General features: G+C 59.8%; 12 protein-coding genes and 1 tRNA gene. 4 read left to right on the forward strand and 9 right to left on the reverse strand.

Annotated elements, in window-relative coordinates; all coding sequences use genetic code 11:
• The first annotated feature begins 158 nt into the window (after window positions 1-158).
• The 3 genes from ACMO9O_RS04800 (at window position 159) to ACMO9O_RS04810 (ending at window position 2,561) form a co-directional block, all read left to right on the forward strand.
• Window positions 159-449 carry a hypothetical protein gene (locus ACMO9O_RS04800; RefSeq protein WP_418982534.1) on the forward strand — a complete coding sequence of 97 codons (291 nt, stop codon included), beginning with the start codon at window positions 159-161 and terminating at the stop codon, window positions 447-449.
• Window positions 450-783: 334 nt separating this feature from the next.
• A tRNA-Gly gene (locus tag ACMO9O_RS04805) sits at window positions 784-859 on the forward strand.
• 1,048 nt (window positions 860-1,907) lie between these two features.
• On the forward strand, window positions 1,908-2,561 hold the full coding sequence (locus tag ACMO9O_RS04810; protein WP_418982535.1) for a hypothetical protein: 654 nt from the start codon (window positions 1,908-1,910) through the stop codon (window positions 2,559-2,561).
• A 569-nt stretch (window positions 2,562-3,130) separates the two neighbouring features.
• Here ACMO9O_RS04810 and ACMO9O_RS04815 read toward each other — a convergent pair.
• Entirely contained in the window at window positions 3,131-5,251 is a 2,121-nt protein-coding gene (locus ACMO9O_RS04815; RefSeq protein ID WP_418982536.1) for a glycoside hydrolase family 97 protein, read from the reverse strand.
• Window positions 5,248-10,353, reverse strand: coding sequence for a GH92 family glycosyl hydrolase (locus ACMO9O_RS04820; RefSeq protein WP_418982537.1), 5,106 nt, complete (start codon window positions 10,351-10,353; stop codon window positions 5,248-5,250). The genes ACMO9O_RS04815 and ACMO9O_RS04820 overlap by 4 nt, the downstream gene beginning before the upstream one ends.
• A gap of 54 nt (window positions 10,354-10,407) precedes the next feature.
• On the opposite strand from ACMO9O_RS04820, the gene ACMO9O_RS04825 reads away from it, so the two are divergent.
• Window positions 10,408-10,920 carry an RNA polymerase sigma factor gene (locus tag ACMO9O_RS04825; protein ID WP_418982538.1) on the forward strand — a complete coding sequence of 171 codons (513 nt, stop codon included), beginning with the start codon at window positions 10,408-10,410 and terminating at the stop codon, window positions 10,918-10,920.
• Here ACMO9O_RS04825 and ACMO9O_RS04830 read toward each other — a convergent pair.
• From ACMO9O_RS04830 to ACMO9O_RS04860, 7 genes are all read right to left on the reverse strand, one after another.
• On the reverse strand, window positions 10,917-12,179 hold the full coding sequence (locus tag ACMO9O_RS04830) for a hypothetical protein (protein WP_418982539.1): 1,263 nt from the start codon (window positions 12,177-12,179) through the stop codon (window positions 10,917-10,919). The genes ACMO9O_RS04825 and ACMO9O_RS04830 overlap by 4 nt on opposite strands.
• A gap of 8 nt (window positions 12,180-12,187) precedes the next feature.
• Window positions 12,188-13,285, reverse strand: a complete 1,098-nt coding sequence (locus ACMO9O_RS04835; protein ID WP_418982541.1) for a DUF4998 domain-containing protein — start codon at window positions 13,283-13,285, stop codon at window positions 12,188-12,190.
• Window positions 13,286-13,304: 19 nt separating this feature from the next.
• Window positions 13,305-14,768, reverse strand: coding sequence for a RagB/SusD family nutrient uptake outer membrane protein (locus tag ACMO9O_RS04840; protein ID WP_418982542.1), 1,464 nt, complete (start codon window positions 14,766-14,768; stop codon window positions 13,305-13,307).
• A 21-nt stretch (window positions 14,769-14,789) separates the two neighbouring features.
• Complete coding sequence (locus ACMO9O_RS04845) at window positions 14,790-17,960, reverse strand: SusC/RagA family TonB-linked outer membrane protein (RefSeq protein ID WP_418982544.1); 3,171 nt, start codon at window positions 17,958-17,960, stop codon at window positions 14,790-14,792.
• Window positions 17,961-18,256: 296 nt separating this feature from the next.
• Complete coding sequence (locus ACMO9O_RS04850) at window positions 18,257-19,153, reverse strand: FecR family protein (protein WP_418982545.1); 897 nt, start codon at window positions 19,151-19,153, stop codon at window positions 18,257-18,259.
• A gap of 154 nt (window positions 19,154-19,307) precedes the next feature.
• Window positions 19,308-19,478, reverse strand: coding sequence for a DUF3008 family protein (locus ACMO9O_RS04855; protein ID WP_418982546.1), 171 nt, complete (start codon window positions 19,476-19,478; stop codon window positions 19,308-19,310).
• A gap of 113 nt (window positions 19,479-19,591) precedes the next feature.
• The gene (locus ACMO9O_RS04860) at window positions 19,592-20,461 is read right to left on the reverse strand and encodes a helix-turn-helix domain-containing protein (RefSeq protein ID WP_418982547.1); all 870 of its coding nucleotides are present in this window, start codon (window positions 20,459-20,461) and stop codon (window positions 19,592-19,594) included.
• Window positions 20,462-20,571 lie beyond the last annotated feature (110 nt).

A 20,571-nucleotide genomic window follows, 5' to 3' on the forward strand; every position in this document is an offset into this window, starting at 1 on the left:
GAAAAACACCAAGAATTGAATGAAAGGTAGGCATGGAAACAAAAGAGGGCATGGAATTATCCTATGTCGCCAAGTCCGTAAGTTACGACGATGATTGTGCAATGTCGCTTATCGTTGCACGCAAAAAAGATACTCCCACACCATTAGAATTTTGATACATGTTTGCTTTGGATATAGACCCAGCACAACAAGTATCCATGACTTTCCAGAAACGAGGACGCGGGCTTACAGGCATGTCTTTTCTGGTGAATCCAGCAATTGAAATCCCAGCGATAGCCTTTCCCAATATCGTTACCTTTACAGAATCTACTGAAACCATGAATATGCTTCAGGTGCATATCGACAGCGATACGGTCGTATTCGATTATACGACAAGAGAGGGTAAACCGAGTACTTTCAAATTCCCGCTGGCTGGATTTAACGAGAAATATTTGGAACAGTTCATATAGCAACAAAAGCAACACAACATTCTTAAAAGGAGAGAGCAGGGGAGAGGAAAGAAATTTCCTCTTTTTTTGTGCCGAGGTTGGGGTCGGTTGATGAATAATTAAAGAAATGAACGCAGGTAATATTTTAATAGCCAAAAATATAAATGCTTATGAACGACACAAGTTAAATGCTTTATGTAGCACAAGGAGTAAAATTCTATCTAACAAATTAAGAATCTGTTAATTACAAACAATTTGCAAGCAAGAAAATGTGATACAGAGTGTGTTACAGACCGATATTCAGAGGATAAAACAGCTATTTTAACACTTGCAAAGTATTGATTATTTGCGATTTGCGGAAATAGCTCAGTTGGTAGAGCGCAACCTTGCCAAGGTTGAGGTCGCGGGTCCGAGTCCCGTTTTCCGCTCCAAAATAGACGAATAAATCCTTACGACAAGCTAATCAGCGAGTTTGTGAGGATTTTTCATTTATAGCGGTTAACGAATAGTTTACTAATCTTCTGCACTGTGTTGCGGCGGTCTGCGCTGTGAAAGAACTCAATGAACAAATATACGAAAAATACGAATAGAATTAGTACTATCCTTGTTTTTCCAATTCACTCAACCGCATGACGATGGATGTTTGGTTGCGTCCCATTTTTTCAGCGATATATCTGATGCTTTTTCCCTCTAGTTAAGCATCAGCAAGAATTGGTCGGCTTTGTGTGTCCATTGCTTGTTAGCATTTAAGGACTCGTCCAAGAAAATGTAGGGAAACGGGCATCATGGCGTACGCTCGCCTTGATTTATTGGGCTTGTAAAATAAAATATATATCTTTGATAAACTACTAATTAATCAATTTGATATGCAATACATTGAGAAAGTCGAGATTTCTAAATTTAGATCATTAGGGGATAATAATATGATTACGTGAGGGAAAATTAATATTTTCTCTGGAAGCAATGACAGCGGGAAATCTAATGTAATAAAACGCTCTTCATTTATTTTTTAACGACCGAACTGACATTTTTACAGGATTCAATCCTGAAAATGACTTCAACAAATGGTTCAAAGATAGGAATGCAAGAGGCCAACGTAATGTAACTATTAAAGTCCATGTAGCAAAAGGAGCATATAAAGATCCCCAGGGATCAATAAAGGGTTTATTGCTGAAAAAGTCTTTGGCATTGATGGCTCTATTCACGATTCTGCTTCTTATAAGCGTGCTGACTCTGTTATTCGTAACCAAATTTCATTCATTTATATTCCTGCAATCCGTGATATAGATTTCAGAAAATATATTCAGCACCAATTATTAGAAATTACAAATAGCGGCAATGGTCAACTTGGGGATATTTTCAGACAGCTGAAAGAAGAGTTAAATTTGACATTTACTGATTTTGAATTGTCGATACTACAAAAAATAATCGAACAATAACCTCATAACTGATATTGAAAAATATATTGGGAAGGCAAACTTGTTTGAGCAACCAGATAATCACACAAAGTTCCTATTCCAAGATTTATGGGATGTAAATTATCAAAGGTTTGCAAATTCGTTAGGTTATATTTTAAGAAAGAGTAAAGACTATGCGGAATTAGAAAGCAACTATCTCGCTGTTTCTGAGATGGTTGCAAAAAGCAAGTTAGAGATAGCTACACAACAAGCAGAATTAGATAGGCTAAGAGCCACACAAAAAGATCTTTACCCAGAAAATATTTTTATATGTGAGGATAAAGATGCACCCCAAATATGGAGACATTTATTCAGTGAATTTGAAATTAATGCTGAAATTATTATCATGCCATCCAAGGGGTGTTGCAATAACAATGTGGAAATAATCTACTCGCATAAGATAACAGAAAGAGAAGGATATAATCCTAAAATATTCAGACAATTTGATAGGGATGGTTATTTGCCGGATCAAATTAACTTTATAGAGAATAATATTTGTAGGAAATTCCCTAAAATTCAACATTATAAAGTCGCTTTCTTGCCTGTCAATGAACTCGAAAATTTTGCAATTCTATCAAGTAATTTATTTTCAAATGAATTAATTAAGAGAAATGAAGCCAAATTGTCGGAAAAATATAAAATTCCAAAAATGACGAAGAAACAAAAGAACTTCTGAATAAATTATTTTTAAATAGGGAAAGTGCGATGAGAAATGGGGCTAAGCAAGACCCTATGAAATACTTGCCTGGAAAAGATTTGTTTAAATTAGTCAATAGGTTCAATCCAGAAGCTCATCTACATCAATTACAACGTGCCAATTCCCCCGTCGAGCTTAGTCATTACCTCCAACAAAAAAAGGATTTCTTTGCTTAATCAAATACGCTGAATAAGTTCTGTAACGTTCCTTTTTTCGTTGTTCATAGGCATAATGATTCCTGGTTTCCAAATAAAGACTCCCGACCGTTAAGCCGTGAACTTGGATCTGTTATTTATGCAGAACAAAGGAAATATGCCGTATTTTTTCGTCCTCTGCTTATTCTTAGGATACGATGCAATTAATATTTGTATTGAATATTAGCAACTCAACAAATGGTTGCTGATTTTTCTTAGGGCAGAAAAAAGGCTAAAGTGGCTAAAGGGGGCAATTATCGGTTCTGGCTCTCCATAGATGTTACATTAACTTCCCCTTTGAAAGTATCTTCCCTCCTGCATCTAGCGATGCAAACAATGACATTCAAATAATTTTTACCGTGGTGCGATCCTGACCGCGCAGCCGCCCGCTTCGACGCAGCGCAGGTGTAGCACGGTGGAGGCGTCGACCTCGAGCGTCCGGATCCGGTAGCTCTGGGGATTCGTGCGGCAGTCTGCATCGGGCGCGTCGCCGTAGACGGTCGCGGTGTAGGGGCGGTCCGGGTCGAGAAAGTCGAGCGGAATCACCGCCTCGTGGGCTTCGTCGCCCGCGATGCTGCCGACATACCAGATGTCCGAATTCTTCGCCCGGCGCGCCACAGTGATGTATTTGGCCGGTTCGGCCTCGATATAGAAGCTCCGGTCCCATGCCACGGCCACCTGTTCGATGAAGCGGAAAGCATCGGGGAACCGCTCGTAGGTTTCGGGCAGGTCGCATGCCATCTGCAGCGGCGACGGCATGGTGACATAGAGCGCCAGCTGGTTGGCGATTGTGCAGTCGGCATGCGAGCGGTTGCGGGGGTTGTGCTGCGCCATCTCCATCTCGAAAATTCCGGGCGTGTAGTCCATCGCACCGCCTGCAAGGCGTGTGAAAGGGAGAATAGCGGTGTGGTGGGTCCGGATGCCGCCGAATGCGTGGTACTCGCTGCCGCGCGCCGATTCGTTGGCCAGCAGGTTGGGCCACGTGCGGCACAGTCCCGTCGGCCGCACGGCTTCGTGGGCGTTGACCGCAATGCGGTAACGGGCGGCGGTTTGGACGGCATGGAGGTAGTGGTCGACCATCCACTGTCCGTAATGGTACTCTCCGCGCGGGAGGATACGCCCCACATAGCCGCTCTTGACCGTGCGGTAGCCGTGCGCGGTCATGAAGCGATAGGCCGTGTCGAGCAGCCGTTCGTAGTTGCGCACGGACGCCGAGGTTTCGTGGTGCATGATAAGTTCCAGCCCCTTCTCCCGGGCATGGGCCGTGACGGCTTCGAGGTCGAAATCGGGGTAGGGTGTCACGAAGTCGAAGACCCGCTCCTTCCAGCGGTTCTCCCAATCCTCCCAACCCGCGTTCCACCCCTCGATCAGCAGCGCGTCGAATCCGTGCGCTGCCGCGAAGTCGATGTAACGCAGGCAGTTGTCCGTGGTCGCTCCGTGCCGGCCGTGCGGCGCGGCCGTCCGGTAGTTGGTCTGCCCGAGCCGGACCGAGGCGAAGTCGGAGGTGTACGACCAGGTGCTTTTGCCCGTAATCATCTCCCACCAGACCCCCATGTACTTGAGCGGCCGGATCCACGAGGTGTCCTCGATTGCGCAGGGCTCGTTCAGATTGAGCGTCAGGCGGCTGCGGAGCAGATCGCGGGCGTCGCGGCTCACCGTGACCGTCCGCCACGGGGTGTGGCAGGGGGTCTGCATGTAGGCTTTGTTGCCGATCGCATCGGGCGTGAGATGGGTGCGCAGACGGTTGCCGCCCACCGCTTCGAGGTGCATGCAGGAGTAGCCGACCAGCGCCGCCTCGTGCAGCAGGATGTAGAGCCCCTCGTCCGATTTCATCAAGAGGGCGGTTTGCACGCGGTTCCGCTCCCGCTGCACGATCCGCTTGCCGCCCACCGCGCGGTCGAAGAGGGTGGGAATTTCGGAGAGCCGCGACACGGTGTAGTCGAACTCCTGCGTGTCGTAGTCGCAGGGAATCCAGTAGGCGGTGTGGTCGCCCGTCAGGGCAAATTCGGTCAGCTCGTCGCGCACGATGAAGTATTGGAGACGGGGTTGATCCGCAAATTCGTAGCGGAATCCCAACCCGTCGTCGAAGAGGCGGAAGCGTACCGTCATCCGGCGGCCGGAGGTGTGCGAGAGGGTGACCGCCAGTTCGTTGTAATGGTTGCGGATCGTGCGTTCCTCGCCCCACACCGGCTGCCACCGTTCGTCGAGCGAATCGTAGCGGACGGCGGCGATCGTAAAGTCGCGCGTCAGCGTTTCGTCCGGCGTCTGCGGACGGTCGGGGAGCGTGGCGATGCGGAAACCCAGCCGGCCCGGAAGCAGCACGGGCTGCCCTTCGAGGTCGAGCCGGTAGGTCGCCTCGCCCGCCGGTGTGAGTCCAAATTGCAGGTGCAGCCGCCGGTCGGGAGAGCGAAGCTCCTGCGCCGGAGTGCGGCCGAAAAGCGCCGAAAACAAGAGGATCAGAAGTACCCGTTTCATGGTTTCAGTTCGATTTCGATCGTTCGGTGCGTCCGTTCGGCGAATCGTTCTGCGGTAATCCGGGGCTGTGCGAGCTGCTCGCCGTCCAGCCGGATTGAGGCGATCGTCGTGCCGCGGCCCCGAACTTCGATGTCGAAGCGGACGCCCTGGTAGTTCAGGTCGTTGACCCGCAGCCGTCCGACGCCCTCGGGCAGGAACGGCTCGAAGCGGATCGTGTCGGCTTCCGGCCGGATGCCGAGCAGGCCGTCGTAGACCATGCTTAGGTAGGCCGTGGCCGACCAGACCTGCTTCGAGCACGAGCGCCAGTGCATGTCGGGCGTCGCGGGGTTGAGCATCTGGTAGCCGCCGTCGGGTTGTCCGGTGCGGGGGTTGTAGATTTCGCGGAAATCGCCGTTGCCCTTGTCTTTGTCGAGCGCCAGGTGGGTCAGGGCGTACAGTTCGTGCAGGAAGCGCTCCCAATTGTCCGTCGCCCGCGCCGCTCGGGCGTAGAATCCCATGGCCATCGGCCAGACGAGGTTGTTGTGCCGGCCGGGATGCTCGGGCGAGAAGTTCGCAAAGTCGGGACAGATCGTCGGGATGCCGTGGGGCGATACGACGGCCTGTCCGATCAGCTCGCGGGCCGCATCGCCCGCAACGACGCCGAAGAGCACCGCGAACGAGATCCCCAGCGCTTCCTGATAGTCGTGCCGTTTGCCCGAGTGGTCGATCAGGTAGGCCAGCCGCCCGGTCGCGGGGCCGCGGAAATGACGCAATATGTTCTCCCGGAGCCGTTCTGCCTGGTCGTCGAACGCTGCCGCATCCAGCCCCAGTGCCTGCGCCATTTCGCTCAGGGCGCGGTAAGCGCCGCAGTAGAGAGAGTTGGTGCTCAGCGTTTTGATACGCCATGCGTTGGGGTGGTCGAGCACGTAGCTCGAAATAACCGTCGGATCGTACACCTCCACGGGATAGCCCGAAATGCCGTCGTTGAAGACCGACGCGCCCGTAAACAGTCCCGTTGCGGGATCGAACGCCTGTTTCTCCAGCCCGCGCAGCGTGTTGACGCCGCAGCGGTAGGCTTCGGCGAGGAACGTGCGGTCGCCCGTCAGGCGGTAGTGGTTCGCGGCGGCGACGATCCACAGCGCCCGGTCCCAGTATTGGTGGCCGGCCGTGTCCCGGCCGACGGTGACGCTCCAGAGCGAGCGTTCGGCCGTCGCGGGCCGCAGCATGCTCACGCCGTTCCACGCATTGATCGAGATGTCGCGCGTCCACTCCCCGCCGTAGTCGGCCCCGGCCGCGAGGATGCTGCCGCGGATGTTCTCGTCGACCGTCTCGACGGCAAGGTCGTAGGCTTTGGCAAGGCGCGGGTTGTCGCACCCGATGCGTGCGTGGAGGCGCTGTCCGCGCGCTTCGAGTGCGGTGCGGAGGGCGGGGTAGTCTACCTCCTGCACGGCGACGCCCTCGTCGATGGCGTGGCAGGCGGCCACGGCGGCGGACTGGCCGAGGATCATGAAGACCGGCTCCATGCGGATCGAGCCGTAGGCGATGTGGCTGCACGAGGCGCAGACGGGAACCAGCAGGTTCGTGCACTCCTCGCGGCGGGGCGTGATTGCGCCGTAGGCGATTCCGTAGCCGGGGGTTTCGATGCCGATGTCGCCCTCGTTCTGCACCGAGCCGTCGGGGGCGACGTAGCGCTGGACGTTGTGGGAGTCCATGGGGTAGGAGCCCATGCCCACCGGGTTCGGAGCGCTCCGCTGCCCGAGCAGGTCGTGTTCGGTCATCACGTAGGCGCCCGCCATGCGGCGCGCTTCGCGGATGTAAATCTGATGGGGCCAGTGGCCGTTGTCCCGAAATTCGTCGGCGGCAAGCCCCCAGCGGTTCGCCCGCTCGCGGATTTCGGCCGGAACGCGCGGGTCGTGGCAGACGAACCACAGCAACCCTTTCTGGTAGGTTTCGTGTTCGCGCAGGATCGCCCGCCGCTCCGCGTAGCCGGCGTCGGGATAGCGGTAGTTCATGCCGATGTTGTCGGTGCTGAAGGGACCGTGGTTGTTGGTGTCGCTCTTGCGGTTGGGCAGGTGGTCTACATTCTGCCACCATTCGCGCCAGCCGGTGTCGAAGATGCGCAGCAGCAACTCGTACTGCGATGCGTCGTACCCCTCCGGGCGGGTGAAGGGGACGCGGTTCTCCGGAAGGTCGGTCAGGCACATGCGGTAGCAGTAGGCCTGAATCTTCCGGTCGCCCGCCCCCTTCTCTCCCGGAGGCGTCGCCGCGATGCGCGGCAGCAGGCCGCTTGCCGGATCGCCCGGAACGAGGTAGGGGTCGATCGGCTTCGGGAGCAGCCGGAAGTGGTGGCGGTGGTGGCAGATGCCCGTCTGCACGCCGTTGCAGCACTCGCCGTAGGTCGCGGCGCTCTCGCGCCCGATGCGGTAGCCGACCCCCGCGGCGGCCATCAGGTCGCCTTCGTAGGTGGCGTCGATGAAGACCTTGCCCGCGAAGCGTTTGCCCGAGAGGGTGCGGATCGAGCGGATGGTCCCCCGGTCGGTGGCGACCCCGTGTTCGCGGTCGAGCCATTCGTCGCGGAAGACGCGGACCCGGTGTTCGGAGATCAGCTCCTCGAAGACCTGCTCGGCGGCGTGCGGCTCGAAGACCCACATCGTGCTGTCGGCGTCCAGGATGGCTGCGGTCTGCTGTCCCCGGTTGCCGAAGGCGCTGCGGGGCTGCCGGTTCCACGCCCCGGGCCGGTTGTAGTAGCGCCAGATGCGGTGGTAGAACTCGCGGGATAGGCCCCCGATGGCGGCCGTGTTCCCCGAATCGGTGTAGCCCAGTCCGCCGGAGGACATGCCGCCCAAGTGACGGTCGGGAGAAACGACGATCACCGACTTGCCCGAGCGGGCGACCTCGACGGCCGCTGTGACCGCCGCGGAGGTTCCCCCGTAGACGATGACATCGGCGTACTGTTCGGTATCGCTGCGGTAGTCGCACGGTCGGTCGGTCATCGTGTAGACCAGCTCGCCGCCCTGCATCAGCTGCGCATGGGTGATCTCCCGGCCGGTGACCGGCTCGCCGTTCAGCGTGATGCGCGCCACGTAGCGGTTACGGGCCGAAAGTCCTTTCGCGCGGATGCGGAGCGTGTTCCCGTTCTTCAGGTGCAGGGTCATCGCGCCGATCTGCGGCGCGCCGAAGACGTAGGAGCCGCCGCAGGGGTCGACCGGGTAGAAGCCCATGCAGGCGAAGAGATACCACGCCGACATCTGACCGCAATCCTCGTTGCCGCACAAGCCGTCGGGACGGTCGTTGTACCGCGTGTCGACGATCTGACGGATCAGCTCCTGCCCGCGCCACGGCCGGTTCGTCCAGGAATAGAGGTAGGCGACGTGGTGGCTCGGCTCGTTGCCGTGGGCGTACTGCCCGATATGCCCGGTCACGTCGGCCACGAAGCCGTGCCGCGCGTCGGTGTCGATGGTGAAGAGCGAATCGAGGCGTGCAGCGAAAGGCTCCTCGCCGCCCATCGCCGCCACCAACCCCGGCACGTCGTGCTGCACGTGCCACGTATATTGCCAGGCGTTCCCCTCGGTGTAGTCTCCGGCGTCGGTGTCGGGCCGGTGGCCGATGCGGAGCGGATCGAAGGGGGTGCGCCACTGTCCGGCGCTGTCCCTGCCGCGCATCAGGCCCGTCGCTGGGTCGAAGAGGTTGCGCCAGTAGGAGGAGCGCCGCAGGAAGTGCGCCTCCGCCTTCCGGTCGCCCATGCGGGCGGCCAGCAGGGCCGCGCAGTAGTCGTCATAAGTCGATTCGAGGGTGCGCGACACCGCTTCGCGCGGCAGCAGGTTGCAGGGGTAGTAGCCGTAGCGGTCGTAGAGCGCCCAGTCGGATTTGGGGTGGCTGGTGGTGAGCGATCGGCGGACGGCCCGGTAGGCCCTGCACGTGTCGATGCCCGGAATCCCTTTCAGGCAGGCGTCGACGATGACCGGAACGGCGTGGTTGGCGACCATGCAGTACGTCTCCGCGCCCCAGAGCGGCCAGACGGGCAGATAACCCTGCCGTTCGTCCTGCGCAAGTAGCGAGGTGACGAAGCGGCTGAAGCGGTCGGGTTCGAGCAGCGTGTAGAGCGGGTGCGCCGCCCGGTAGGTGTCCCACAGCGAGAAGGTGGAGTAGAGCGGTTCTTGGCCCGCGTCGGAGATCATGTTGGGTTGCAGGTAGAGGTGGTACATCGCCGTGTAGAAGGTGCGTTTCTGCGCCTTCGACCCGTCGATCTCCACCGTGCCCAGCAGCTTCCGCCAGGCGGCGTAGGCGGCGCTGCGCACCGCGGCGAAGTCCCAGCCGGGGACCTCGGTCTCCATATTGGCCGCGGCGCTCCGAACGTCTGTGCGCGACAGGGCGATCTTGATCTGCAGGGGCCGCCCGTTTTCGGCGAAGCCAAGCACCCAGCGGGGCGCTCGCTCCCGAGGGTCATCCGGCGCAAGTACGCGCCGTTCGGTGAAGGGACGGTCGAAGCGGATGCGGAAAGCATAACTGCGCCCGACCCACCCCTTGCAGCGGATCGTACCCATAATCTCGCAATCGCTCTCCACCCGCAGGTCGCAGGCTTCGATGCGCTCCGGAAGCCGTTCCCGGTCGGTTACAAGCCCCGACTGGAAGTCGACGAGCAGCCATTGCGCCTCTCCGGCCGGGTAGGCGTAGCGGTGGAAGGCCACGTGCTCCGTGGCGGTCATCTCGCAGGCGATGCCCGACGAGAGCCTGACCGCATAGTAGCCCGGTTCGGCCCGCTCCGAACCCTTGTCCATTCCGCAGGCGCGCTGCGCGGGGTCGGTGGTCGGAAGCAGCCGCAGGTCGCCCAGATCGGGGACCCCCGTACCGCTCAGCCGCGTTTGGGAGAAGCCGCAGAGGAGCGTGTCACGGTATTGGTAGCCGGCCGTGTAGGCCCAGTCGAAGCTGCCCGTCTCCGGGCCGGCCTGAATCATGCCGAAGGGGGCGCTGGCGCAGGGATGGGTGTGTCCGGTCCCGTCGGTCCCGACGAGGGGATCGACCCAGCGGGCGTTGTCCTCCGAGGCGCGGACGCTGCTCGGAGCGGACAGCGACCCTCCGATCCAGAGAATGAGGAGCGCCGGAAGGAGTTTTTTGCAAGTCATATCGGTTTGTGTTTAAAAAATAGTAAATTTGGACTAAGAAACTGCGTTCGCAACATGTCCGACCCCAAGACCGACTCCGAAGCCGTCACCGCGCTGCGCGCGCTCATGGAGCGCCACACCGATAATCTCTACCTGTTCGTTTACGGGATCGTCCGCAACCGCGAGGTCGCGGAGGAGATCGTCAGCGAGGTGTTCTGTCGGGTCTGGAACCGCCGGCAGCGCATGAAGGAGGTCCGCAACGCCCCCGCTTTTCTGTTCGTCGTGGCGCGCAACCTCTCCGTCAGCTACCTGCGCAGGGCGCAGCGGATGCGCTTCGCGCGCATCGACCGGCTCGAGGAGTTCTCGCTCGAATTAGCGGACGCGGCCGACGAAGCGCCGGAGGGGCGCGAAAAGGCGCTTGCGGACGCCCTTTCGCGTCTTCCGGCCAAGTGCAAGATGGCGTTCCTGCTGGCGAAGGTCGACGGGCTGAAATACCGGGAGATCGCCCGGATCATGCACGTTGCGGAATCGACCGTCAAGAACCACGTTGCCTACGCGATCCGCCGGTTGCAGGAGTTGCTCGGTTAAAGGGAGTATTGTTCGATGAAGCGGGCATACTCGTACAACTGCGCCAGGTTGGGGTCGTTGCTGTATAAATTGTACTCGAATGCCCACATGATGCCCATCAGGTTGTAGCGCTGCATGCGCTTGAAGCAGATCTGCATCATGTAGTAGTTGTCGTTGCCGTCGTTCTCCGCCCAGACCCGCGGTCGGACGGGGTTCTGCTCGGCACACCACGCCTCGAAGTGAACCGGGCTCCAGTACCGGGGATCGGAGCCGTTGTCGTCGACGATGCTCGCGGTCATCGGGTAGGGGTAGTTCGAGTTCAGGCAGGTGTTGTAGACCACCACCTTCGGGTCCCGTATGGCCGCGATGAAGCGGGCATGATCGTAACCTTTCTGCAGCTGTCCGTACTTCTCGGCGAACGACAATCCGTCCAGATCGCCCGCGACCGCCTCGTCGATCTGTCCCGGCCGCACGCCCCAGTCGGCATAGAGGGCGTTGATGTAGCCATCGTAGTGGCGGCGCAGGGCGGCGATCTGGAAATCCTGGAAATTGCGCAGCGATTCGAGATACCACTCGATGAACCGGCGCGCTTTCTCGTTGTTCTCGCTTGGCTGACCGGGCATCCATTCCGGCACGGGGTTCGGCTCGATGCCCTCGGGCAGCAGCTCGGGAACCTGCCCCAGCGCGATCGGGTCGTATCCCCAGTAGCAGTTGTTGCGCCCGTTGTAGGAGCGTTCAGGGTAGTGCAGCTCGGCATAGTAGCTCCAACCGATACGGATGGCGAAGAAGGTCGAGGGGTCGAACGCCTGGAAGACCCGGCCGACGTAGGCGGCCATTTTCTCGCGGACGTTGCGGTTGAAAACCCCGTTGAGCGTGTTCAGTCCGCTGGTCTGAGTCACCACGTAGGCGTCGCCGTACTGGTTGACGTGGCGGCAGTACGCCAGCTCGGTCGCCCAACGGGGCGGATAGTGGATGCCGAAATCAAGGACGATCCGCATGCCGGCGGACTGGAATTGCTCGATCTGGGCGCGAATCTGCTCGACATAGGCCGTGTTGATGACCCCCTCCGAGGGTTCGAACTCCTCCCAGCGGAGGGTGAGCGAGGCGCAGCCGATGCCCACGGCGGCCTGCCCGGCGGCCTTGTCGGGGTTGCTCATCAGTGTGCCGAAAAGGTAGTCTCCCTTGCGGATGCCGTCGTTGTCCGCCTCCTTTTCACAGGCGCAGCATGCGATGCCGGCGACCAGCAGAAGGACGCATGCGAGGTATGATTGGTGTTTCATGGCATTGGTCAGATTAGTGCGAAAACCTGGATTTCATAAAGCCGCAGTTTGTCCGTCCAGTTGCCGTCGGGGATGTAGAGACGGACTTTAGAGGTTGCGACGGATTGCGGGAAGGAGCATTTGTGCAGGGCGTCGAGTGCATCGGCCTGGGCGTCGAGCGTCACCCATTCGCCCCCGACCTCGGCCTGAAATTCGTAGGCCGGCGTCTTGGTTCCGACATTGGCTCCGTTGGTTCCCATGGAGAGCTGGTAGGAGTTGATCGCGCAGACCTCGCCCAGGTCGATCTGCAGCCAGTGTTCGCCCGCGGCGACGTTGTTGACCCAGCGCGAGGCGTCGACCAGGTCGATCCCGTCCACAGCCTTGTCGGCGGTGAAGCTCATGAACCAGTCGCTGCACGTCGCCTTCTTGCCCTGCGCGACGTTGACGTTGGCGTAGCCCGCGATCTTGTGAGGCGCTGCCTTCAGGCGGTCGAGCGCCTCCGGCTCGGGGAGGTAGACCGAACGGTACGTGGCCAGTTCGAGCAGGTCGGCTTCGATGCGCACCGGCTCCGCGAGTTCGTCGTTGGCGAAAGTGCGTACCTGCGCCACGCCCTCGTTGTCGGTGTAGGCAATTTCGATGCCCACCTCCCGCTCGTCGACCGGATCGCCGAAGGCGACGGTCATGGCCGACGTGCCTTCGGTCACCACCTCGGCCGGGCGGTTGGCAAGCTGTTGGATGTAGTTGTCGCCGTAGACGTTCATCCGGACGAAGCAGATTTCGGAGCGCTCCTGCCCCGCGCCGAACGAAACGGCCTTGAGGCGGTAGTTCCCCTCGTCGATCGGGTAGGAAGTGCCTTCGCCGATGGCGACGCTCAGCTCGGCGTCGGGGTCGACGGTCGGGGTGTCGATCCACACCGTATCGGTATTCGAGGGGAACCAGTAGAGGGCGACCCGCCGGGTCAGGGGGTCGGAGAGGCGCAGCCGGATTTCGGCGCGCAGGTAGCCGCCCCGCGCGCCGAGCGCATCGGCTTTGGCGATCGGGCAGCTGGGCATATCGTCCTTGTCGTCGGCGCAGCGGGTTGCGAGCAGCGCCGATGCGAGGAGCACGGGAAATAGCAGTCGTTTCATGTTCATCGGATGTCTGAGGTTAGTAACCCGGATTCTGGTCTTTGTAGTCGATCATCGGATTGTTCTGGATTTCGGCGAGGGGAATCGGCCACAGGAGCCGCTCGTCGATGTAGTTCTTGCCGATGGCGGCGAACGCCTCCTTGATCTTGCCGGTGCGCTTGAGGTCCCACCAGCGGCGGCGTTCGAGCAGAAATTCGTAGGCGCGCTCCCGCAGGACGACGTCGCGGAACTCCGCGAAGGACATGCCTGCGGGGCAGTCGATCTTACTGGGAGCCGCGGCGGGGTAGCCGTAGGCGCGCCGCCGGACCTGGTTGAGCCGCTCGAGCGCCTGCGGCGAGGGGGAGCCTTCCGCCATGCAGGCCGCTTCGGCATACATCAGCAGCGCCTCGGCATAGCGGTAGACGGGAACGGTGTTGATCGCCGTGCCCTCCTTGGTAGTGATGAACTTCTTGAAGAGCACCGGATTGACCGTATTGTCGACCCACTCGCCCTGCTCGTTCTGGTATTGCTTGTAGAGGTTGAACGACTTGCGCAGATCGCGGTCGTCCCAGCTGTCGCCAATGATCGAAGCGCCCTTGGTGTTAGGCAGCCAGGCGTAAACCCCCTCCGATCCGCTGTAATTGTAGGGCGGTGTGGCGGGCGCATGGAGGTAGAAGGTGATCTCGGCGCGCTTGGTGATGGAGTGGTGGATGGAGAAGATGTCCTCGACGCTCGAATCGTCGTTGTAGAGGTTGTAGAAGTCCGATTCGACCTCCACCGGGACCAGGGCGAACTTGTTTGCGGCGATGATCTGCAAGCACTTGTCGGCGCACTCGCCCCACCGCTCCTGGGCGAGCAGCAGCTGGGCGTAGAGCATCTTGGCCGCCCACCGGCTCGCCTGGCCCGTGTTGCGGCCTACGTCGTCCGGCAGGTCGTTCTCGGCGATGAGCAGGTCCTCCTCGATCTGCCGGCAGACTTCGGCGACAGGCGCGCGCGGAGCCGCCAGCGTGCTCTCGTCGACGATCTCGTGCAGGCGGAGCGGCACGTCTCCCCAAGCCCGGACGAGGTTGAAGTAGGACATGGCGCGCAGGAAGCGGGCCTCGGCGAGGATGCGCCGTTTCAGGGCGTCGGAGATGTCCATGGGCGTCACGTTGTCCAGCACGGCGTTCGAGCGGTTGATGCACTTGTAGAAGCTCTCCCAGCACTGGCCGCAGCGGTCGATGCTCATCTGGTTGAGCAGCATGTCGACCGAAGAGATGGGAGCCTGCGTGCCGCGGCCGGTGAGGTAATCGGCGTGCAGCTCCTCCATCAGGTAGTAGGTGATGCCGAAGTAGTCGGAGCCGATGGCGCTGTATGCGCCCGTGATGGCCGCCTGGGCGTCGGCTTCGGTGCGGTAGTAGTTGTTCTTGGTGACGATATTGCGCGGCGTTTCCGTGAGCCACCCTTCGCACGAGGCGAGCAGCGAGGCCGTCAGAAGAAGCGCGCAGGGAATGATTCGTTTCATCGTAAAGCGTTTTAGGTACGGCTAAAATTGGAGGCGCAGACCGGCCGTGTAGGTGCGCGAAAGGGGATAGGCGCTTCCGTCGATGCCGATCATCAGGCGGCTCGAAATAACGTCGCTGTCGCTGCCGCGCGTGTTGACATCGGGGTCCAGACCGGGATAGTCCGTGACGGTGAAGAGGTTGGTGGCCGTGAAGTAGATCGCGGCCCCCTTGAACCAGCGCATGCCGAGTTTTTTGGTGGGCAGCGTGTAGGTCAGGGTCAGCTGTTTGAGGCGGAAGTAGCTGCCGTCTTTGACGAAGCGGTCGGAGGAGTTGAAGTTGGTGTCCTTCGACAGTTTGGGGTATTTGGCGTCCGGATCGGGATTCTCCCGGGTCCAATACTTTCCGTAGAGGTCGGCGAACTGATTGGTTCCCTTCTGGAAGGAGTTGAGGTGCGAACCGGCCGTCTCCCAGTAGACCTCGTTGCCGTAGGAGCCTTCGAAAAAGAGGTTGAGCGTGAAGTTGCGGTAGCTTAGGTCGCTCGTGATCCCGTAGACGAAGTCGGGATAGGGGCTGCCGAGGATCACCCGGTCCGAGGGGTTGAGCACGCCGTCCTCGTTGACATCCTTGTAGCGGATGAATCCGGCCGGGTCCAATCCCTCCTCGATATATCCGTAGAAGACCCCGAGCGGCTCGCCCTCGCGGGCGATGTTGGTGGCCGAAAAGAGGGCGCTGCCGCCGATGATGTCGCTGTGGTTGGCCAGTTTGAGCACCTTGTTCTCGTTGTGCGAGATGTTGCCGCCGATGCTCCAGCGCACTTTCTGCGTGCGGACGGGTTCGGCCCAGAGGCTGAACTCGACGCCGTTGTTCTGAATCTCGCCTACGTTCTTGAGCGTGGTGCGGTGGCCCGTTGACCAGGGCAGGGGCGACGAGGCCAGCAGGTCGTAGGTGTGCTTGCGGTAGTAGTCCAGCGTCAGCGAGAGGCGGTTGCGCCACAACGAAACGTCCAGCCCGAGGTCGAACTGTGCGGTCGTCTCCCATTTGAGGCTCTTGTTGGCGATCGCCGAGGAGGCGTAACCCACCGCGTCCTTGTGGTCGCCGTAGATGTAGCGCACCGACGAGAGGCGGTCGAGCGTCTGGTAGGGAGCCAGCGCCGTGTTGCCCGTCAGTCCGTAGCTCAGACGCAGTTTAAGGTTGTCGACCGTCTGCTGGTCGCGCATGAAAGGCTCCTCGGAGATTCGCCACGCCAGCGCGCCCGAGGGGAAGAAGCCCCACTTGTTGTCCTCGCCGAAGCGCGACGAACCGTCGGCACGGAAGCTCAGCGTCACCAGATAGCGGCTGCGGAACGAGTAGTTGATGCGCCCGAGGAACGACGCCAGCACCCAGTCGCTGTACGCCGAACTGGGCGGATCGACGTTCTCGGCGCTGCCCAGGTTGTAGTTCTCGGTAATGTTGCCCGTGAACTTGCTCACGGAGATCGTGTGCCGGCGGTCGCGGCTGTTCTGGTAGGTGAAGCCCGCCACGAAGCCGATCGTGTGGTCGTCGTGGAAGGTGTGCGTGAAGTGGAGCGTGTTTTCGTTGAGGAACGAGGTGCGCGAGTAGGACTCTTCGGAGGCGCTGCCGAAGTCGTTTTCGTAGATGATCGGGGTGTACTGCTCGTTCAGGTAGTTCTCGTATTCCAGTCCGAAGGAGCTTTTGAGGCTCAGCCCTGGCAGCAGCCTGAATTCGAGCGCCAGGTTGCCCAGCACCGAGTTGCGCTGCGTCGTGTTCTTGTTTTGCAGGAAGATCAGCGGGTTGGTGATGTCGGGCGAGGTGAAGGCGTAGCGCGTGTGAATCTGGTTGATCTGCCCGTTCTCGTCGTAGGGGGTGAGGGTGGGCGCTGCGGCCATCGCCCCCGAGAAGAGGTTGTTGCCCAGCGCGCCGTTGTCGACGTTCTGAATATCCTTCTGCCGGCGCGAGAGGTAGGTGTTGAAGCTTAGGTTGAGCCAGCTCTTGATCTCGCTGTCGAGGTTGACGCGTGCCGAGCCGCGCTGGACGCCCGTGCCGCGCAGGATGCCCTCCTGCGCGAAGTAGTTGCCCGAGACCATGTAGCGCATCTTGGGCGTCGAACCCGAGAAGCTGACCGTGTGGTCCTGCACGGCGGCGGTGCGGAAGATCAGGTCCTGCCAGTCCGTTCCGGGATTGCGGACGATGTCCAGGTCGAAGTAGGGCAGCTTCCCGTCGTTGCGGAGCCACTCGTTGGCCACCTCGGCGTATTGCTGCGCATCGAGCATCTTGTAGCGTTTGGCCTCGGTCTGAACCCCGTACATGGTGTTGAGCGAAACGGTCATTTCGCCCCCTTTCTCCCCCTGCTTGGTCGTGATGAGCACCACGCCGTTGGCTCCGCGCGAACCGTAGATGGCCGTGGCGGAGGCGTCCTTGAGAATGTCGATCGACGCGATGTCGGCCGGGTTGAGGAAGTCGATGCCGCCCGTGAGCGCGAAGCCGTCGACCACGTAGAGCGGCGAGTTGCTGGCGATCATCGAGTTGCCGCCGCGGATGTTGATCTCCACGCGGCTGCCGGGGCTGCTCGAATTGGTTACGACGCGCACGCCGGCCACGCGCCCCTTGAGCGCCTGTTCGAGGTTGTAGGAGGTATTGTTCTCCAGCACGTCGGGGCGCAGCGAGGCGACCGAACCTGTCAGGTCGCTCTTCTTCGACACGCCGTAGCCGATCACCACCACTTCGTCCAGCCCGAGCGCCGCTTCGCGCATCACCGCGTCGATGCTGTTCCGGCCTCCGACCGCCTCGGTGTGATCCTCCAGTCCGAGGAACGAGAAGCGCAGCACGGCCTCTTTCGGCACGTCGGCCAGCACGTAAGTGCCGTCCGAGAGGGTGGTGGTTCCGCGTACGGTTCCCTCGATGCGGACCATGCAGCCGGCGATCGGCTCGCCCGCGTCATTCCGGACGCAGCCCGTGACGCTGTGCCCCGACGGTGCGGGAGCCGGCTTGGGCGCTTCGGTGAGAATGACAAGACCATTGTCGGTAATTTCGTAGCGGAAACCGGCCTTGGCAGCCAGCGCGGTCATCACCTGCGCGAGCGTGCCCGACGCCGTAAGCGTGATGTCGCGCCGGGCCTCGATGAGGCGGTCCTTGTAGAAGAATTTGCAGCCGCTCTGCCGGGCGATCTCGTCCAGCACGACCTGGAGGGTCGCATGACGTACTTTAATTTGCACCCGCCCTGCAGGCGCTGCGTCGTCTGCGGAGGCTATGCGCGGCGTGAAGAGTACGAATAGCGTCAATAATAGGGAAATGATCCGTTTTTTCGGGTGAAAAACGGTATTATCCCGAGATTTTTTCATAGTTTTGTGAAATGATTGTGCAACAAATGCTTCCTCGGATGCAGACCTGCATCCGGAGCTTGACCTGAGGTGTTTTTTGAACAATCTACGCTCGGGAAATGTTCGCGCATTTCCCGATTTTTGTTCGTTCGGGCGGGGTTACTTCATAGGCACGGGGTTTAAGGTTCGCTTCATCGCCGGATCGTGACGCGGTCGTTCTCGATCCGGTAGGTATAGTGCAGGATGGTTTGCAGGCGTTGCAGCGCTTCGGTGAGCGACTCGCTGTCAAATTCGCCGGTCAGGCGCTCTTCCGAAAGGCGGGTGTCCGCGATCTCGATCGTAACGCCGTAGCGGCGCTCCATGCGGCGGGCGATCGCGCGGAAAGGCTCCGAACGGAAGATGAGGCGGCCCGAGCGCCATGCAAGCTCGCTCTCCGTGTCGGGGCAGGAGCTGATTTCGAAGCGGCTCCCCGCCGTGCTGCGGTCGAGTACGGCGCGCTCGCCGGGACGGAGCAGCGCCTCGGCCTCACCCGACCGGAGCTGCACGGAGCCTTCGACCAGGGTGACGCGGGCGATCGCTTCGTCGGCATAGGAGTGGACGTTGAACCGGGTCCCGAGTACCGTCACCTCGAAATTCGCCGCCTTCACCCGGAAGGGCGAATGTCGGTCTTCGGTCACCTCAAAATAGGCTTCGCCCGAGAGCTGCACCGTGCGGTGCTGCCGGTCGAAATCGGTCGGGTAGCTCAGTTCGCTGCCGGCGTTGAGCCAAACCTCGGTTCCGTCGGGAAGCGTAAGGTTGGTGCGGGCACCCGACGGGGTGCGGATGCTCACCCTTGCGGACGCATCCGAAAGAGCGGGGTGCGATGCCCGGTAGAGCGATCCGGCAGCGATCAGCGCCAGCACGATCATGGCGGCGTACTGCAGCACGGGACGCAGCGTCAGGCGCCGTCCGGCCGCGATCTTCCGCATCGTGCGCGCTTCGATGCGCGCGCGGGTTCCTGCAGGGGCGGCGATCCGCTCCCAGAGACGCCGGATCTCTTCGGGCGCTTCCTCGCGGGGTATTCGTTCGGCGGGGTGGTGTCGTCTCATCTTTTGCACGTCTTCACTCTTAAAGACGCACCGGGGGCCGAGCGGTCTAAAAAATTTGTGAAAAAATGCGGAAAGGGCGCCGATACCGCGCAAAAAGGGCGCTCCGCGGCATCGTCTAATACCACGGAGCGCCCTTTCGAATCGTGCAGAGATGCTATTTGCTCTTCTTTTCGGAGCGGGGCTTCTTGGCCATCTCGGCCAGTTCGCTTTCGGTCATGCTCTCCGCGACGTGTTTGATCTCGTCGCTGGGGTGTTTGTTCTCACCCCGTTTGTAGGCCAGGGCCGCGCCCATCAGCCTGCGCTGTTTTTCGCTTTTTGCTGGCATAGTCTCTCGTTTTTTGGGAGAAACCATCAAATCCTGCGCCAACGCGCACGGCGAAGCGCCGCCCGGCAGGGGCGGATCGGGGAGAGTACCGCGGAAAGTGCGCGCCGGAGCGGTCAGAAGAAGAAACTTTCCCGGTATTCGGAGGGAGACATGCCGGTGTAGCGGCGGAAAAAGCGGCTCATGGTCGCGGGGTCGGGAAACCGGGTGCGTGCGGCGATTGACTTGATGTCCAGTGCGGAGTCGCGCAGCAGCGACTTGATCTCGATGAGCGTATAGTAGACGATCCAGTCGCGGGCCGACTGTCCGCTCAGGCTGCGGACCAGGTTGGTGAGCGATTTGGGGGAGATGCCGAGCTTCCGGGCGTAGAAGGCCACGTCGCGGTCGGGCGAATGCTCCTCGACGATGTGCTGGATGAACCGGAAGGCCAGCTCTTCCTTGTGCGAATAGCGCGTCTTCTGTGCCAGCGGATCGTCGATGTAGACCATGAAGACGGTCCAGTAGTAGATCCTCAGGAACTGGACGAGTGTCTCCCGGCGGCAGGTCGGCGAGGCCTGGCCGTACCAATGGGTCAGCAGGTCGCAGTAGGCGAGGAAGCGGTCGATGTTCCGCTCGTCCGGCTCCGAGGCGATGTGGCGGCTCATGTAGAAGAAGAAGCCGGGCCGCAGCCGCCACAGTCCGCTCAGAATATCCATGAAAAAAGGCTGCGAGAGGGTAAAGTAGGTGATGCGGAAATCGTCGCTCACCTCCCGCACCGAGGCCAGCTGCCAGGGCAGCAGGGTGACGATCATGCCCGGCGTGATGCGGAACCGGGTTTCGAGCACCTGGATGGTGATGTGCCCCGACCGGCAGACGCCGCCGATCCCGGTTTTCAGGTAGGTCGGACAGGGCGTCACGGGAAAGGCGGCCGGGTCGTCCGAAATGCGAAATTCGGCGTCGCAGGGCCATCCGTGCGCTGCTGCGGCTATTTCCGGGCGGTTGCTCATCGGGGCGGATTCTACGCGGGCAAAAGTAGCCATTTCTATCCCCAAAAATCGGACCCGATTTCCTTATCAGCAGGCAATAATAGCCCGTCCGGCTCTTTTCGCAGGATTAA

It is taken from the genome of Alistipes sp., from assembly GCF_048465635.1.
Classification (GTDB): Bacteria; Bacteroidota; Bacteroidia; order Bacteroidales; family Rikenellaceae; genus Alistipes.

Excerpts from the sequence above, each read along its gene's own strand:
- ACMO9O_RS04850 (WP_418982545.1), bottom strand. The coding sequence starts at position 19,153 with ATGAGACGACACCACCCCGCCGAACGAATACCCCGCGAGGAAGCGCCC.
- ACMO9O_RS04815 (WP_418982536.1), bottom strand. The coding sequence starts at position 5,251 with ATGAAACGGGTACTTCTGATCCTCTTGTTTTCGGCGCTTTTCGGCCGC.
- ACMO9O_RS04855 (WP_418982546.1), bottom strand. The coding sequence starts at position 19,478 with ATGCCAGCAAAAAGCGAAAAACAGCGCAGGCTGATGGGCGCGGCCCTG.
- ACMO9O_RS04825 (WP_418982538.1), top strand. The coding sequence starts at position 10,408 with ATGTCCGACCCCAAGACCGACTCCGAAGCCGTCACCGCGCTGCGCGCG.
- ACMO9O_RS04860 (WP_418982547.1), bottom strand. The coding sequence starts at position 20,461 with ATGAGCAACCGCCCGGAAATAGCCGCAGCAGCGCACGGATGGCCCTGC.
- ACMO9O_RS04820 (WP_418982537.1), bottom strand. The coding sequence starts at position 10,353 with ATGACTTGCAAAAAACTCCTTCCGGCGCTCCTCATTCTCTGGATCGGA.
- ACMO9O_RS04800 (WP_418982534.1), top strand. The coding sequence starts at position 159 with ATGTTTGCTTTGGATATAGACCCAGCACAACAAGTATCCATGACTTTC.
- ACMO9O_RS04840 (WP_418982542.1), bottom strand. The coding sequence starts at position 14,768 with ATGAAACGAATCATTCCCTGCGCGCTTCTTCTGACGGCCTCGCTGCTC.
- ACMO9O_RS04830 (WP_418982539.1), bottom strand. The coding sequence starts at position 12,179 with ATGAAACACCAATCATACCTCGCATGCGTCCTTCTGCTGGTCGCCGGC.
- ACMO9O_RS04835 (WP_418982541.1), bottom strand. The coding sequence starts at position 13,285 with ATGAAACGACTGCTATTTCCCGTGCTCCTCGCATCGGCGCTGCTCGCA.